Annotated in this window: 23 protein-coding genes; 2 read left to right on the top strand and 21 right to left on the bottom strand. The window is 64.5% G+C overall.

What is annotated here, in order from left to right:
* Positions 1-166: 166 nt before the first annotated feature.
* From ACSQ3Y_RS14090 to ACSQ3Y_RS13995, 20 genes are all read right to left on the bottom strand, one after another.
* Entirely contained in the window at positions 167-628 is a 462-nt protein-coding gene (locus ACSQ3Y_RS14090; protein ID WP_436177723.1) for a hypothetical protein, read from the bottom strand.
* On the bottom strand, positions 625-1,062 hold the full coding sequence (locus ACSQ3Y_RS14085; RefSeq protein ID WP_436177722.1) for a hypothetical protein: 438 nt from the start codon (positions 1,060-1,062) through the stop codon (positions 625-627). The genes ACSQ3Y_RS14090 and ACSQ3Y_RS14085 overlap by 4 nt, the downstream gene beginning before the upstream one ends.
* Positions 1,059-1,580 (bottom strand): nuclease domain-containing protein, encoded by a 522-nt coding sequence (locus tag ACSQ3Y_RS14080; protein WP_436177721.1) that lies wholly within the window; start codon positions 1,578-1,580, stop codon positions 1,059-1,061. Before ACSQ3Y_RS14080 ends, ACSQ3Y_RS14085 begins: the two co-directional genes overlap by 4 nt.
* The gene (locus tag ACSQ3Y_RS14075) at positions 1,577-1,825 is read right to left on the bottom strand and encodes a hypothetical protein (RefSeq protein WP_436177720.1); all 249 of its coding nucleotides are present in this window, start codon (positions 1,823-1,825) and stop codon (positions 1,577-1,579) included. The genes ACSQ3Y_RS14080 and ACSQ3Y_RS14075 overlap by 4 nt, the downstream gene beginning before the upstream one ends.
* The gene (locus ACSQ3Y_RS14070) at positions 1,822-2,367 is read right to left on the bottom strand and encodes a hypothetical protein (RefSeq protein ID WP_436177719.1); all 546 of its coding nucleotides are present in this window, start codon (positions 2,365-2,367) and stop codon (positions 1,822-1,824) included. Before ACSQ3Y_RS14070 ends, ACSQ3Y_RS14075 begins: the two co-directional genes overlap by 4 nt.
* The gene (locus tag ACSQ3Y_RS14065; RefSeq protein ID WP_436177718.1) at positions 2,364-2,690 is read right to left on the bottom strand and encodes a DUF4406 domain-containing protein; all 327 of its coding nucleotides are present in this window, start codon (positions 2,688-2,690) and stop codon (positions 2,364-2,366) included. Before ACSQ3Y_RS14065 ends, ACSQ3Y_RS14070 begins: the two co-directional genes overlap by 4 nt.
* Before the next feature lie 14 nt (positions 2,691-2,704).
* Complete coding sequence (locus ACSQ3Y_RS14060) at positions 2,705-3,208, bottom strand: hypothetical protein (RefSeq protein ID WP_436177717.1); 504 nt, start codon at positions 3,206-3,208, stop codon at positions 2,705-2,707.
* A 55-nt stretch (positions 3,209-3,263) separates the two neighbouring features.
* The gene (locus tag ACSQ3Y_RS14055) at positions 3,264-3,728 is read right to left on the bottom strand and encodes a RusA family crossover junction endodeoxyribonuclease (protein WP_436177716.1); all 465 of its coding nucleotides are present in this window, start codon (positions 3,726-3,728) and stop codon (positions 3,264-3,266) included.
* Positions 3,721-3,945: a hypothetical protein gene (locus ACSQ3Y_RS14050; RefSeq protein ID WP_436177715.1), complete on the bottom strand. Its 225-nt coding sequence runs from the start codon at positions 3,943-3,945 to the stop codon at positions 3,721-3,723. Before ACSQ3Y_RS14050 ends, ACSQ3Y_RS14055 begins: the two co-directional genes overlap by 8 nt.
* On the bottom strand, positions 3,942-4,805 hold the full coding sequence (locus ACSQ3Y_RS14045; RefSeq protein ID WP_436177714.1) for an ATP-binding protein: 864 nt from the start codon (positions 4,803-4,805) through the stop codon (positions 3,942-3,944). The genes ACSQ3Y_RS14050 and ACSQ3Y_RS14045 overlap by 4 nt, the downstream gene beginning before the upstream one ends.
* The gene (locus ACSQ3Y_RS14040; RefSeq protein WP_436177713.1) at positions 4,789-5,700 is read right to left on the bottom strand and encodes a DUF1376 domain-containing protein; all 912 of its coding nucleotides are present in this window, start codon (positions 5,698-5,700) and stop codon (positions 4,789-4,791) included. Before ACSQ3Y_RS14040 ends, ACSQ3Y_RS14045 begins: the two co-directional genes overlap by 17 nt.
* Complete coding sequence (locus ACSQ3Y_RS14035) at positions 5,697-6,005, bottom strand: hypothetical protein (protein ID WP_436177712.1); 309 nt, start codon at positions 6,003-6,005, stop codon at positions 5,697-5,699. Before ACSQ3Y_RS14035 ends, ACSQ3Y_RS14040 begins: the two co-directional genes overlap by 4 nt.
* Positions 6,005-6,883, bottom strand: coding sequence for a DNA-methyltransferase (locus ACSQ3Y_RS14030; RefSeq protein ID WP_436177711.1), 879 nt, complete (start codon positions 6,881-6,883; stop codon positions 6,005-6,007). Before ACSQ3Y_RS14030 ends, ACSQ3Y_RS14035 begins: the two co-directional genes overlap by 1 nt.
* Positions 6,880-8,265 carry a helicase-related protein gene (locus ACSQ3Y_RS14025; protein ID WP_436177710.1) on the bottom strand — a complete coding sequence of 462 codons (1,386 nt, stop codon included), beginning with the start codon at positions 8,263-8,265 and terminating at the stop codon, positions 6,880-6,882. Before ACSQ3Y_RS14025 ends, ACSQ3Y_RS14030 begins: the two co-directional genes overlap by 4 nt.
* Complete coding sequence (locus ACSQ3Y_RS14020; RefSeq protein WP_436177709.1) at positions 8,265-8,438, bottom strand: hypothetical protein; 174 nt, start codon at positions 8,436-8,438, stop codon at positions 8,265-8,267. The genes ACSQ3Y_RS14025 and ACSQ3Y_RS14020 overlap by 1 nt, the downstream gene beginning before the upstream one ends.
* On the bottom strand, positions 8,438-8,695 hold the full coding sequence (locus tag ACSQ3Y_RS14015; protein WP_436177708.1) for a hypothetical protein: 258 nt from the start codon (positions 8,693-8,695) through the stop codon (positions 8,438-8,440). The genes ACSQ3Y_RS14020 and ACSQ3Y_RS14015 overlap by 1 nt, the downstream gene beginning before the upstream one ends.
* Positions 8,692-9,072, bottom strand: coding sequence for a hypothetical protein (locus ACSQ3Y_RS14010; RefSeq protein ID WP_436177707.1), 381 nt, complete (start codon positions 9,070-9,072; stop codon positions 8,692-8,694). Before ACSQ3Y_RS14010 ends, ACSQ3Y_RS14015 begins: the two co-directional genes overlap by 4 nt.
* A gap of 675 nt (positions 9,073-9,747) precedes the next feature.
* Complete coding sequence (locus tag ACSQ3Y_RS14005; protein ID WP_436177706.1) at positions 9,748-10,014, bottom strand: hypothetical protein; 267 nt, start codon at positions 10,012-10,014, stop codon at positions 9,748-9,750.
* Positions 10,015-10,074: 60 nt separating this feature from the next.
* Complete coding sequence (locus ACSQ3Y_RS14000) at positions 10,075-10,488, bottom strand: hypothetical protein (protein ID WP_436177705.1); 414 nt, start codon at positions 10,486-10,488, stop codon at positions 10,075-10,077.
* A gap of 3 nt (positions 10,489-10,491) precedes the next feature.
* Positions 10,492-10,713 (bottom strand): hypothetical protein, encoded by a 222-nt coding sequence (locus ACSQ3Y_RS13995; RefSeq protein WP_436177704.1) that lies wholly within the window; start codon positions 10,711-10,713, stop codon positions 10,492-10,494.
* 74 nt (positions 10,714-10,787) lie between these two features.
* On the opposite strand from ACSQ3Y_RS13995, the gene ACSQ3Y_RS13990 reads away from it, so the two are divergent.
* Together ACSQ3Y_RS13990 and ACSQ3Y_RS13985 are read left to right on the top strand one after the other, a co-directional pair.
* Entirely contained in the window at positions 10,788-11,426 is a 639-nt protein-coding gene (locus ACSQ3Y_RS13990) for a S24 family peptidase (RefSeq protein WP_436177703.1), read from the top strand.
* 34 nt (positions 11,427-11,460) lie between these two features.
* A complete protein-coding gene (locus ACSQ3Y_RS13985) occupies positions 11,461-12,471 on the top strand; it encodes a DUF2628 domain-containing protein (RefSeq protein ID WP_436177702.1) in 1,011 nt (336 codons plus the stop codon).
* 242 nt (positions 12,472-12,713) lie between these two features.
* Here the strand turns inward: ACSQ3Y_RS13985 and ACSQ3Y_RS13980 are convergent, their stop codons facing one another.
* Complete coding sequence (locus ACSQ3Y_RS13980) at positions 12,714-13,424, bottom strand: hypothetical protein (protein ID WP_436177701.1); 711 nt, start codon at positions 13,422-13,424, stop codon at positions 12,714-12,716.
* Positions 13,425-13,517 lie beyond the last annotated feature (93 nt).

Here is a 13,517-nt window from a genome sequence, read left to right as displayed (position 1 = left end):
GCCGCCAGTTCCGCCCGGTAGGCGCCGGTGAGGGCGCCGGCCTGGTGCGATGCCCAGAACTGCGGCCCGGTGGCCAGGGCCCGCACCTTGCACCCGCGGCAGTTGGCGTGGTACAGCGGGCTGTGGGGGCGGGTCTGGGCGGCCTGGCAGGAGGTGCAGGTGCTGCTCAGATCAACCTCCGCAGCGTTTCCATCTGGCGCGTGGACCACAACGCTGCACGGTCTGCAATGCCGTGGCGGTCCATGGCGATCAGGGCGTCCATCACGTCGGCGGCGTTCAGGGCGATCTGCAGCTCGGCGCCGCTGAGCCCTGCCCGGCCGGTCTTGCGGTACCGCGCGCAGACTGCCGGGTAGGTGTCCAACTGGCGCACCAGAGCGGCCTCGGCCTCGGGCGTGAACTGCTCGCCGTCCTCGTGCAGGAGCCGCATCATCTGGCTGTATGTGAAGCCTGTTTCCATCCAGTCCCAGAGGGATTCCCGGTCGGCTGTGCCGTCAGCGAAGCGGCTCACCAGATCGCGGTGCACGATCTGGCAGTCCCGCAGCTGCGCACCAACGACTTTGGGCCGCCAGAACTTCGGCAGGTTGGACGTGTTCACCGGCTGGCGCTGGGCCATGTGGAAGCGGATCATGCTGCTGCCCTCGCCTGTTCCTCTGGCAGTCGCCAGGTGGTGTGCACATCTGGGCGCACGGCGCGCGCGGCAGCCAGCAGCGCCGGGTCGGGCTTGTGCCGCCATGGCGATGGTGTTGGGGGTTGCGGAGGCGCTGGCGTCCCGTGGAGCGCCATGTGCCCCAGGCCGCGTAGCTTCTCGTTGCGGGCCTCGATGTACTGGGCGAACCGCTCGCGCCAGTCCGGCACCACGGAGTAGATCGCCGGGCGGACGGTTGTGTCGATAGCCATGACCCCGATGGGCATCAGCCGCTTGATCCAGTCGCCCACGCCCTGCGTGGTCTTTCCCCAGGCGGTGGCTAGGCCGCGCCGGCTCGCGCCGCCCATGTCCTCCAGTCGTTCCAGGGCGGCGAAGCGGTTGGCGTCGCCGGTGTAGCGGATTGGGCTCTTGCTCACGGTGCTTCTCCTGTCGGTGTTGCGTTCAGCCGCTCCAGGGCCCATTGCGCGGCGGCGCGGTCCTTGGGTGCGCTGCGGGTGTCGAATGCGATGGCGCGCCAGGCTCGGACCTGCGCCAGGTGCGCGGTCATGAATGCCATCTCGCGCTGGGCGGCGCTGCCCTTGCCCTGGTCGAGCCAGCGGTGATGCTCGTCGCCCAGCCAAGCGCTGTAAAAATCGTCTGCCTTGCGGGACATGCCTTTGCCATGGCAGCCCAAGTTGGAATGCGCGGCCACGGTGCTGCCGGGCGTGCACAGGGCAACCCCATGCTCTTGGCACAGAAGGCAGGGCTTGCCCTTGGCCATGGCCAGGAGGTGGGGATTGCGGTGGGCCTCGGTCTTGGGGGCCGGCACCGGCCGGGCAGTCACCGCCCTCGGCGCGCGGAACTCGCCGGGCACTGCGGTGGGCGTGGCGCGCACGCGGTCAGGGTCGCGGTCCACGTGGCGGGGCGCGCGGGAGCGGAAGCCAGTGCGCTTCATGGCAACACCTCCAGGCGCGACACGTGCCAGGTCATCGCGTCGTACCACTTGAGGCTGCGACTGAAGGCTGCCCAGCCCTTGCCCATGTGTAGATGGGTGTTCTTGACGGAACGATCTTCCACGCACATGGCGTACTGGTGGGCGATCATGGCCTTGAAAGCGCCCCTCTTCGTCGCGTGCAGGCTCACCAGGCGCGGCGCCGACTCGTGATAGCAGTCGTTGTGAAAGAAGCCGTAGACGTTCATGCCCGGCTCCCCTCTTCCCGGTCAGCAAGCACGCTCTCCAGCATGGCGGCGCGGCCTCCGGCATCCAGGTGCGGCCACAGGAACCGCTGCGCGTGCGGCGTGTGCAGGAACGCCACCATGGCCTCGTGCACCTCCCGCATTTCATCGTCGCTGCAGGCGTCGTAGCTGGTGCTGCGCGGCGTGGCCACGATGCCGCCCTTCTTGCAGGGGTGCCACTCCACCCAGCCGGCGCCCGTTTTCAGCCAGTCCCGCATGGCGGTCTGGGAGATCCAGCGCTCCTGGTGGTCGAACAGGCGCTGCTCCAGCGCCATGTGGCGGCGGTGGAACGGCGCGGAGCGCTGTACCACGCTGTCCAACTGGAACACCTCGCCCGGCTCGGCCTGCAACAGGCGGTTGATGAAGCGGCGCCACCGGCTGTTGTGGGTGCTGTCCAGGCCGCCCACGGCGTCGAGCATGACGTGGCGCACGGTGGCGCGCTGCGGCTCGGGCAGCAGGGCCAGGGATGCGCGCTTGGTGATGAGGATGGGGCTGGCCTTGGTCATGTGGACACTTCCGCTGTTGTGCGCTGGGCATGGCCAGCCTCCAGAATCTCCAGGCCCAGACCCACGGCGATCTGGTGCTCCAGGCACGCGCCGCGCGACTTCGACCAGCCCTGCAGCAGGTGGATGGCGTCGCAGGTCACCAGGCGGGCAATGTCCTTGCGCATGCAGTCCTGCCAGCCGGCCGTGGGGTCGGCGTTGATCTCGGCCGGGTTCTCGACGTGGTGGCCAGCAGAGCGCAGCACGGCCGCCGCGGCGTGGAAGGCTGGAAAGTTCAGTTCGGGCAGCCCTGTCATGGGCCCGGCGACGTAGATGCGCTTCTGCATGGCTGGCGGCGTCCTCAGTCTTCGGTACTGGCGTCGAAAAGCGGGCGGGTGTCCGGCTCGCCGGCCAGCTCCGCATCGGGGATGGCCAGCAGCTCGTCCAGCGATTCGATTACCACGGTGACGAAGCCGCCGGCCATGTCTGCCAGGGCGTGAGTCTCGGGGCCGCTCACCAGCTTCAGCGTGGCCTTGATGTCGCTCGGTCCCTTGAACTGCACGGAGTCGACCTCGGCCCGGAATGTGACGCGGCCATTCGCGGAGATGATGCGAACGGCGGTCTTGATCTCTTCCTTGAGGTCGTCATGCAAGCCAGACAGCAGGCGGCCCTGCTCCTGCTCGCTCAGCTTGTTGAAGGGTTCCACCAGGTTGGCGAAGCGGCGCTTGCACACCCGCATCAGGTTGCCCAGCATGAAAGCTTCTGCATGGCCCGCAGTGCCCCACTCTGGGTCCTCAGACACCAGGGTTTGAGGGTCGGCAGCTTCGGTGCCTTGTTGCAGCGCGGCGGTAGTGTTGTCGGTCATCTATCTCTCCAGGGTGTGGTTGGGTTCCGCGCTCACGGCGCGCGGCTTGGCCGGCTCACAGTGAGCGGATGCAGACCTCGACGCCGGGCGTCGCGGAGTAGCGCTTGCGCTTGTTGACGCTGACCACCTGGACGTCGTCCTTCCAGGTGATGCCGTTCAGGCCGTCGAAGATCGCCTTCTCGACGTTGTCGATGTCGGGTTTCGTGGTGGGCCGTACGTTGCCTGCCAGGGCCTGGTCGCGTTTGCGCTGCGACCAGCTGGCGGGGATCGGCACGCAGATATCGAGATCCACGTGCACGGCGTCCAGCACCAGGACTCGGCCTTCCATGGCCCGGTGCCCGGCCAGCTTCACAAGGCTTTCGTAGCTGGCGGTCTTTTCCGGGGTGTAGAGCTGGGCGAAGCGGCCACGGGTGGCAACGCGGGGCCTGCCTTTGCCTACAGGGTTGCCGGGCACAACGAAATGGATGGCGGCGCGGGTGGGCGGTACCACTGGCGCGGGGAGGCTGGCGAGCTCAAGCATGGGCACCTCCGAAAGCGGTGGCGCGCGCTGGCGCCGTCAGGCGGTACCGGCACCGGAAGTGCTTGGGACCGCCCGGCATCTGCAGCTCGCCGGCTCTTTTCAGTTCCGCGATAGCCTGCAGTACGTGCAGCCGGTGGCCGCCCATCACCTCGAAGATCTCATCGGGGTACAGCGGCTCAACGGCCAGCAACTTGCGAAGGGCTGGGGCGCGGCTCATACACCGGACTCCTTGCGGGCGCGCAACCGATAGCTCTCGCCCTCGAAGGTCACGATCCGGCCGGTTTCAGTCAGGCGGTCGTACACCCGCTCGCCCAGTACCTCGCGCAGGCCTGCGGGGTCTTCCGCCTTCTCGCGCTTGAGCTTCAGGTTGGCCAACAGGATCGTGGGCATCATGTCCCGGTAGCGGCGGTCCAGCACCTCGAACAGGATGTTCTGCTCGCTGTCGGTGCCGTACTGCACCCCGACCTCATCGATGACCAACAGCGGAACCTCCGCCAGCATGGCCAGCACCTGTCCTTCGGAGCGCTCGGCGTCCTTGCGCCACGTGTTGCGCACGGAGCGGATCAACCCGGAGCAGGTGATGTACAGGCCGCAGTGCTTCGGCATGATCGCCTGCAGGATGGCGGCCGCCAGATGGCTTTTGCCGGTGCCCGGGGCGCCCAGCAGGATCAACGACTCGCCGCGGCGTCGGCGCTCATCGAAGTCCAGCGCGAAATCGGCGGCCACCTTGAGGGCGCGTACCTGTTCGGGCGTCTCGGCATTGAAGCTGGCCAGCGTCCGGCCGGCGAAGCGCGCGGGGATGGCCGCCTCGTTCAGCATGGCCTCCAGGCGCTGGCGGGCCATGGCTGCGGCCTTCTCTGCCTCGGCCTGGCGCTCGGCGGACAGGCGGGCCTCTTCGCAGTCGGGGCATGGGGTCCACACCTCCTTTTGCATGCGGCCGATGTTGTAGCGGACGCCGGTGGACGTGTAGGTGCCGTGCAGCTCGCAGGTGCTGACGACTTCGCCCAGGCCCTCGCGGGACGACTTGAGCAGGTTGCCCACGGGCTGAGCCGTGGTGTTTTCAGGCGAATGATCCATCTGCGTTGACTCCCTCGGAGTAGTTCAGGTTTGCCAGGCCGGCATGGCGGCTGGGTTTGGGTTGCGGTGGCGCGGAGCCACCGGGCGGAAGAGCGGCAGCGAGCCACTCCAGCGGCTGCAGCGGCTTGGCCTTGGCGCATTCGCGCAGCTTGTCGATGAGGGCGGAATCGCCGTGGTGCTTGCGCAGGCCACCGAGGAACGACCGGGCTTGCTTCTCCGCTGTGCCGGCGTTGGTGAGCAGCGCCAGCCCGTAGCCAAAAATGATTTCGTTGGGGTCCGTGATGAGCGGCGGCTTGCCGCCCGTTCCGGTAGGAACGGAATTAAGGTCTCCCTGTCCCTGTCCCTGTCCCTCTCTCTTGGAGTCAATGTCACGGTCCAAATCACCCGATGTCACGCGTGACTGCTGCGTGACGTGGATTGACGGAGTTGCGGGACAACCTGCAGCAATCCATGCGTCAAAGGACGGGGTGTCACGCTTGTCATTGGGGTTGCGTTCGTTGTGCTTTCGGACGGCTGCGCCGAATGTGCGGTGCCGCTGGTGCAGCTTGCTGTCCCATGCGGCCAGCACCTGCTCGGCCACCACCGGGTGGTACAGACGCTCGTCGCTGCACTTCACCCAGCCGCGCATCGCCCCGCCCTTGTGCTTGCGGAACGTCTTGATGTCACGGCCCAGGCCCAACAACTTCGCCAGCACCACATCGTTGTCAGGAAGACTGCCAGCCGGCAACTGGTGCCAAGACGCCGACCACAGAAGAACTGCGTACCAGCAGGCTTCCGGATCTTCTTCCGCTGCCAGGTCGCTGTCGCGCAACCGCGCAACATGCAAAGGCATGAACGGAAAGTCCTGCAGGTCGCAGTTGCCCGGGGTCATGGGGGCAACGCTGGCTTCGGTCATGCAGCCCCCGTTTCCGTTGCTTCTGCTGCCTCAATGGACAACTTCACGAGGGCCGCAGAGCCCTTCCTGGTGCGGGCAAATCGAAGGTGGATGCCACGCTTCTCGATGAAGCCCTTGGTGATCAGGAAGTTGACGTGCGTATCAGCCGCGTTCGGGCTGCGCCAGCCGAAATGCGCGGCGATGTCCGTGCGGGTCGGCAGTCGGTCTTCCTCAATGAAGAAGCGACGCATGAAGGCCAGCACGGCCCACTGGCGATGCGTGGGGGCGCGCGCGGCCCGGGTGGCGGTGGAGACGGATGTGTGCATTACGCTGCCTCCGCAAACAGGTCCACGGTCTTGCGCTTCACGGCCGCCACGTTCGCCACCATCTGGCGGTAGTAGCTGTCCTTGAGCTCCACGGCCACGGCGCGGCGTCCCATCTCCAGGGCCACGTATGGCTCGCTGCCGATGCCACCAAAGGGCGTCAGCACGATATCGCCGGGGTTCGTCCACAGCATCACGCCGCGGCGGATCACCTCCAGCTGCAGCGGGCAGATGTGGCGCTCGTCGTCGTGATCGCGCGCGGATCGGAACTGCAGGGTGTCCGAGGGGTTGATATCCATCCATACCGGGCTGGCGATCTGCTGCCACAGCGACACGGGGAATTCCTCGGCGGTGTGGGTGACGTGCTCGGATTCACCTGGTGCACGCACGGTGATGAGGTAGTCGGGGATGCCCATGCGGGTCATTTCCGAGCGCTCGCGGATGCTCTTGTGCAGCAGGCCCAGGGCCTTGGTGCGCGTCATGGCCGTGACGGGGTCCTTCCAGATCGTGGCTTTGGCGTGGAAGATGAAGCCATGGCGCTGGAAGGCGCGCAGCAGATCTCCGGGGAAGTCTTTGAGGCCGATCACGCCGTCCCGCTCCTTGCTGCTGGGCATGTCCATGCAGTGGAACGAGACGTTGCGGCCGGGCTTCATCACGCGGCGCAGCTCGGCGATCAGGTAGTCGAAATGCTCGAAGAACTCGGCGTCGTTGCGCACGTTGCCCATGTCGCGCGGGCTGTTCGAGTAGGTGTACAGGCTGGCGAATGGCGGGGAGAAGATGGAGTAGCCCACCGATGCGTCGGGCAGCCCGCGCAGCACCTCCACGCAATCGCCGTGGTACAGGGCGTAGTCGTCGGTGACGACCTGGTCGATGCAGTTCATGCGGCCTCCAGGAATGCCGGCACGGTGACGCGCTGGCTGTTGTTGTGGGAGTTGGTCTCGCGCGTGGTGCCGATCACCTCGGCCATCACGGCGGACTGGGTTTCAGCGCTCAGGGCGTCGGCCATGGCTCCGGCCTCGCGCTCCTTGCGCTTGAGGTTGGCCACCACGGCGCCCTCGGCCTTGCTGGCGAAGATGTGCACATGCACGTCACGGCTCTGGCCGAAGCGCCAGCAGCGGCGCACGGCCTGGTAATAGGCTTCGTAGCTGTCGGTGACGCCCACGAAGGCCATGCGCGCGGCGTGTTGCCAGTTCAGGCCCCAGCCGGCAATGGATGGCTTCGTGACCAGCACGCGGGTGCGGCCTTCGGCGAAGTCGGCCAGGCGCTTTTCCTTCACGTCGGTGCTGTCGGCGCCAGCGATCTGCACGGCGCCGTTGATGGCCGCCGTCAGGGCGTCGCCTTCGGAGTTCAGGTCACACCACACCACCCATGGCTCGGCCGCATCGGCGTTCACCAAGGCGGCGCAGGCGCTGACCCGTTCCTCGATGGATGCGCGGCGGGCGTCTCGGCGCTCGCTCAGGCTCTGCGCCTCTGCCGCGAACAGCATGCCGTTCAAGGGCAGTTCGTAGGCAACGTGGTGCTCCTGCAGGTGCAGGGCCGGCAGGTTGTAAGCGCCGTCGTCAAAGCCCAGGTTCGAGGGTTTGCGGATCATTGCGCCCCAGGTGGCCACCCAGCGCCAGAAGATCTCCTTGGCGTGGCCCTTGAGGCGCCACACGCTGGTGTCGCCGCCGTCGTGAGTGAAGAACTCGGCCAGCATTTCGGCGCGAGTGCAGACGCCCAGGAACTCGGCATGCGTGCCCAGTTCGGTCCAGTCGTTCGGGGCCGGCGTGGCCGTGCCCGGCAGCTTGAAAGGGGTGTGCTCGTATGCGGCGGTCAGCGCCTGGAACGTGCGGGTGTCGTGGTGCTTGATGCAGCCGGACTCGTCCAGCGCCACGCCGCCAAAGATCGAACTGTCGAATTTGTGCAGGCGCTCGTAGTTTGCGATGTTGATGCCGGGCGTGACGTCGGAGGCTTCGCGGCAGACCGTGGCGGTGATGCCCATCTTGGCCGCCTCGGCCGCAAGTTGCGATGCCACAGCCAGCGGCGTGTGGATCATCACAGGCATGCCGGTGTACTTGTTGACCACGTCCGACCACACCAGCTCCATGCGCATCTTGCCCAGGCCGGTGTCCGCGAAGATGGCGGCGCGCCCGCGGCGCAGGGCCCAGCGGGTCAGCGCAGCCTGGTGGGGGAACAGGGACTCGGGCAGCACCAGGTCGCCGGTCACGCCCGTGGGCGGCACCGTGCTCAGCTTCGTTGCCACGAAGTCGTCGTAAGCACCCATCACGCCACCTCAGCCTGCAGCGCCGCACGATAGAACCCGTCGAACTGCTCCCGCAGCGTCGAGTCGTGCGCCAGGTGGGCGTGCGCTTCTTCCAGCGGAACGCCCTGCTCTGCTGCCTCGCGCGCCTGCTGCTGCAGCACGGCGGTGGTCAGGGGGAATATGGTGGTGGCCATCAGTCGGCTCCTAGTGCAATGCGGCGGCGCTTGTTGCGGTTCGCCGCGCTCTCCACCTGGCCTTCGATGTGGTGGAGCTGGTTGGTGGTGCGTGGGGCCAGGCCCACGGTGGGGCGGCCGTTGCGGTCCAGGGCCATCCGCTCGGGCATCACCGTCATGGGGACGCCATGGCCGGCCTTCTTGCGTGCAGGCTTGGCGGGGATGTCGAGGTCTGGGCCGCGTGGCTTCACGGACTCGAATGCGTTCTGCGCGCTCATGCCGAAGCCTTCAGCGATGCCATCGCAGTGGACAGTTCTTCGGCCAAGCGCTCCACCTTCGACAGCACGCGGGCTTTGCGGGCATCAGGGCTGTCCATGAACTTGGCGGCCAGGTACTCGATGACGGCCGGCGCATCACCGGTCGATTCAAGGAAGGCCTCCATGTCGTCCAGGTTGAAGCGCTGGGTGTCGCCGTCGGACGGATTCAGCTTGCGGCTCAGGGTGGACGGGCTCATGTCCATGTCGGCCGCGATCACCTTGGCCGGCTTGTTCAGCAGCGGCGTGCGGTGCGCGATGTAGGCCCGCAGCGTGGGGAAACGCTCGGGCAACGAGGGCTCAAAACTGAGCGTGAGCTGGGAGGGCGCAATAGATGGCATGTCGTGTTGCGGTCTGTTGCCGTCTCAAAAAAGGGCAAAAAAAGGAGACTGCTTTCCATGGCTGAAAAACACATCACCGAGAGAAAAGCGCTCCCGACCGGAGCCGGGAGCAAAGGCCGCGCTGGCTGTAACAGCGCGGCAGGAGAACTGGGAAAAGAAGCCCCTGGCGGTGAGGCCAGGGGCAAAGCCCGCGCCGCTCTTGGGAGCGCGGTAGGAAGTGCTGTTGATGTGTCCGCTCTGGACTGGGACGGCTGGCTGGCCGATAAGGCTCTGCAGCGCGCCGCCTGGCGGGCACGGGGTGGGTGAGCGATGAAAGGCGCCCGCCCTCTTCCGGCACAAAATGGAAGCTCCTACACAACCATTGCCGGAAGGGGCAGACATGCAGTTCAAAGGATTGGACATAGCAGGGGAAATCGTTCAGACGGAGGTCAAACACATCGACGCGGGAGATCCGCCGACTCGGTTTCTGGCTCTTCGGTTGACGACAGAGGACCAGAAGGGGATTCAGACGCAGGGGGAGTGGATGGTTCTTGCGACTCCGCTGGGCCAGCAATTCGTTGCAGGGTTGCGAACCAGCTTGGAGTCCCCTTCGCAATCCGCGACTTGGACCACGAAGGTCCACTGAGGGGCGCTGCGCTCAGCGCGAGCAAGGCCGGGGTGGGTGAGGTGGGCATGTCAGGCCGCCTCAACGAAAGGCGCGCGGCTCAGGACGACCGCGATAGCCCTGACCTCTTCACATGTCAGGGCCATCGTTTGATAGCCGAGGTTCAGCAGGGCGCCGCCGTCTGCCAACCACGTGACGGAGACTGTTTGCTCCGTGCCGGCCATCTCCACAAGGCGCAAACCAAGGCTGTAGGCAGGATCCGAGGTCTCACCCCTCGCCAGCGAACTGATGTTCTGCTGGGTCACACCACACAGCGAGGCGATCTGCGTCTGGGTCAAGCCGCGTGCCATGACTCGGCTGATCACGAGGGGCCAATTGGTTTGGGACTTCGCCACGGCTCAGCCCCCCGCCTTCGGCTCGGCCGCGTGGCAGAACAGGCATTCGCGGCCGCGACCAATGCCGATAAAGTCCCGGCTCTTCGCGTAAACGTGCCCGATCCCGCCGCACTGGCGTTGGATATCGTCGCGCTTGGCGTCCAGCTCCGCCTTGGCAGCGTTGTAGGTGGCGAGGTACTGCGGAGACAGGCGCTCGATGGCATCAACGATCTCTTGGTGAGTCGTTGCCACTGGCGCGACTTCCGCCTGTTCGGTGACGCCGAAGGCCGCAGCCTCCATGTTCTGCAGCAGTTCGCGCATCGCCACGACTTGCTCAGTCATCGCGACGATCCGCTCGCTTTGCTGCCCGAGGTGGTCCAGTGCCGACTTCAGCATGGACTCGACGGTGATCCTTGGGGTGCCGTAGAGGTTTGTCATGGCTCAGCCCTCTGCCTTGGCTGGCTCAGCGGCGGCTGGCGTGCGGTCCTGAACGAGCGACTCCAAGGGCACTTCTCCCTTGGTGTAGTCGCGGATCGCCAGCATGTACTTAGGCGGGACACCGTCGTCAGCCATCTGGCTGATGCGGCCCAGCGTAAGTTTGAGATGGGCGGCCAGGGAGGTGGCGCGCCCCCGTTCTGCCGAAAGCCAAGTTTTGAGGTCCATGCCTCTACTTTAGATCATTCTAAAGATAAAGGTCAAGATATTTCTAAAGTCACATTCTTTACCATGCTCTAAACATGGACGAGATGACACTGCACAGGAAGCGCCGCTTGCGCGCGCTGATCGAGGCTGCCCCGTACAACGGCAGTCAGCTTGCCTTCGCCCAGGCCGCCAAACTTAGCGAGGGGCGGGTGTCCCAACTGGTGGACCCAAAACACAGCTTTGGGGAAAGGTCTGCCAGAAACATAGCGAATGAGCTCCGCTTGGACGGGCGGTACTTTGAGCAGGGCTACTCCGCAGATGCCGAATCCATCACCATCCCTCGGCTCGATGTCATCGTGGCGGCCGGCGACGGACGGGTCACTACATCAGAGGAAGTCGTCGAAGGCCTAGCCTTTCGGGCGGACTTCTTGCGCGAGTGTGGGATCTATGCCGCCGAAGACGGCGTCGTCCTGAATGTGCGCGGTGAAAGCATGGGCCTAACCGTGCCAGACGGTGCCGTGCTTCTGGTCAACAAAAAGGGGCGCGAGCCGCTGAAGAAGAAAGTCTTCGTGTTTCTCAGCGGCGAAGGCCCTGTGGTTAAGCGTGTGCTGTATGAGGGTGGGCGTTGGATGGCCAGGTCTGACAATGAGGACAAGTCCACTTACCCCGATTTCCCATTTGACGATGGCCATGCGCTAATAGGGCGAGCGGTTTGGATGGGCGCAAAGCTTTAGGAAAAAGAAACCACAACAATCATTGGGAGGGAGCATGGCGCCAAACATTGAAGACGCTGAAGTTCGCGAAATAATTCAGGACTCGAATGCCAAGCACGTCAGTTATGAAACTGCAATCGGAAAACGCTCGACTGCGTACTACTCCGAAATTTTCCGGCTTTTCGACGAAAACCCTTCCTTTATAAACACCTCGTTCAACTGGGCGGCATTTTTCTTTAGCGCCTACTGGGCTTTTTATCGAAAGCTTTACGGCCCGGCATGCCTAGGACTGGCGGTTCTGATCCTCGTGCCAAGCGCGTTCGGCGAGGGAACTTTGCCCATCACCTATCTGGTGGTCATGATCGTGTTCGGTGTACTTGGCAACTCGCTGTACCACCGCAAGGTAAAGCGGCTCCTGTCCTTGGCACGGATCCGGCATCGGTCGGAAGAGTCGCAAGAGTTGATGGTGCGCCTGAAAGGCGGGGTGAACATGTGGGTGCCTGTGTCGCTCACTAGCATCATTGGGATTGGTGTAGTAGCGGCTGTCGTCTTGCCAATGTATGAGGCTCAGCAGAAGCAAAGGACCGCGTTTGTTAGCACGCCGCCGGCACCCGCACCGAAGGTTATCAGCGCGCCCAGCAACGAACCGAAAACGGTTCCCGGCGCCACGACAAACGATCTTGGTAGTGTTTACTATCAGCGCGTTGACCGTATTAAAAAAGCTGCTCTGTCAAAGGCAATACCAATTACGAACGGGGCAATTGCCACGACAGCAAGACCTGGGGAGTCTTACTGGCTCCCCAATGAAGTAGCAGCCTTGGAGCGGAATCAGACCTGGTGGATGGAGGAGGGATTTACATACATCCACATAAACAATATTTCCAGCAAAAAGATATCCACACTGTCATTCCGGTACTCCGTTGGAAGGTGCGGGAATGGTGCTGCCGAAGACGAGTACACGGTCCAGTTTCAGCACTTCATTTCACCTGGTCACGAAGGCGTTGTGGAGATAAGCGGATCTTTGGCAACACCGGGCTGTCTGACTATTTTCCAAGCTTGGGGATAGTACGAAGTACCTCCCTCTACTCTCGATTTCGGTCGCGCTGCTACTGGCAACAGGAGCAGAAGCCCGCATCCCGCGCGACCGTGCCCAGGTGCGCGCCTTCCGCGCCGAGAACCCCTGCCCTGCCACCGGCTTGGTGCGCGGCCCGTGCGCTGGCTGGCATGTGGACCACATTCGCGCCCTATGCGACGGGGGCGCGGACCACCCGACGAACATGCAATGGATCACGAAAGAGGACCACCGGTTTAAGACCCTGGTGGATGTGAAGGAGTGCCGGCGCGCCCGGCGGCAGGCAGTGCGACCACGCTCAGCACTGCACCTGAATCCAGAGCCATTGACTGGACCGCAGGCGGATTGAACCCTGGCGACTCCATCAGGCGCAGATAGAACCGCAGTGCCTCTGCGATCACTGGCGCGAGAGGTTCGTCAGATAGGGTCGGGTGGCTCAAGTGGAACAGCACCGTGCGCCCCTCTGCCCTGGCGAAGCCATCTCTTTGGTACAGGTGATTCCCGTTGCCGTCGAACCCAGGCGGCGCAGGCACGGGTGCGACCACCGCTGCAGCCTGCATTGCCCCGTAGATCGCAGCCCTGGAAGGAAGCGACGATGCGGCAAGAACCTGTGCATCGCGCACGTTGAGCAGCCGCTGCCCTACTTGCGCATGGATCAGTGGAAGGGCCTGGTTGTACACGGTGGTTCCCTCGGGAAACCCCGAGCAAGTCCCGTCCAGTGCCAACGTCCAGACCTGACCATCAGGGCCCCGCAGCTCAAACAGCACCTGGTCGATCTGCGGAGAAGATCGTTCGGCGCGTACCTGTGCGATAGCCGCTTCCAACTCGTGATCGGGCTTGCCCCCATCGCCGAGAGGCAGGCCCAGGTCCTCCGACAGCCCCACCAGCATCTCGGCGCGCGCACGCAGCGCCTCAGGGGTTCGTTCAGGGTTCAGTGATTCCGACATAGAGACCTTTCCAGCCACCCACGGGTGGTTTTTTGTTGCCCGCCCAGGTCGGGCGTACAAAAAGTGTAGCCGAAACTTTAGAATTTTCTTGAC

Origin of the sequence: Acidovorax sp. LjRoot66 (genome assembly GCF_964253305.1) — a bacterium.
GTDB lineage: Bacteria > Pseudomonadota > Gammaproteobacteria > Burkholderiales > Burkholderiaceae_C > Acidovorax.
Note: the sequence above shows the minus strand (reverse complement) of the source record. Positions and strands in the feature narration are given on the sequence as shown.